The 325-nt window shown below is 63.1% G+C and carries 1 protein-coding gene; it reads left to right on the forward strand.

What is annotated here, in order from left to right:
- Nucleotides 1-292, forward strand: a 292-nt coding sequence (locus EXE42_RS17440; RefSeq protein WP_137707106.1) for a transposase, incomplete at its 5' end; no start/stop codon positions are given.
- Nucleotides 293-325 lie beyond the last annotated feature (33 nt).

Here is a 325-nt window from a genome sequence, read left to right on the forward strand (position 1 = left end):
CGAGAGTCTCGCCGGCGACAAAGGCTATGACGACCAATCTCTCCGGGACGCCCTCGGTTCAGAGGGCGTCCGGCCGTTGCTGCGTCACCGGCTGTTCGCTGCGTACGATCACGCGCACAACGCACGGTTGGACAGCGAGCTATACGGCCAGCGGTGGATGGCCGAGACCGCCTTTTCGGCCATCAAGCGTCGGTTCGGCCCCGCTGTCCACCCTCGCGCTTGGTACCGCGAGTTCCGCGAACTCGTGTTGACCGCCGCAGTCTACAACCTCGAACAAGCTCTCAAACAGTGATCCCCGCGCCGTCATCGGATTCAACAAAGCAGA

This window comes from Halorubrum sp. SP3, from assembly GCF_005435195.1.
Classification (GTDB): domain Archaea; phylum Halobacteriota; class Halobacteria; order Halobacteriales; family Haloferacaceae; genus Halorubrum; species Halorubrum sodomense.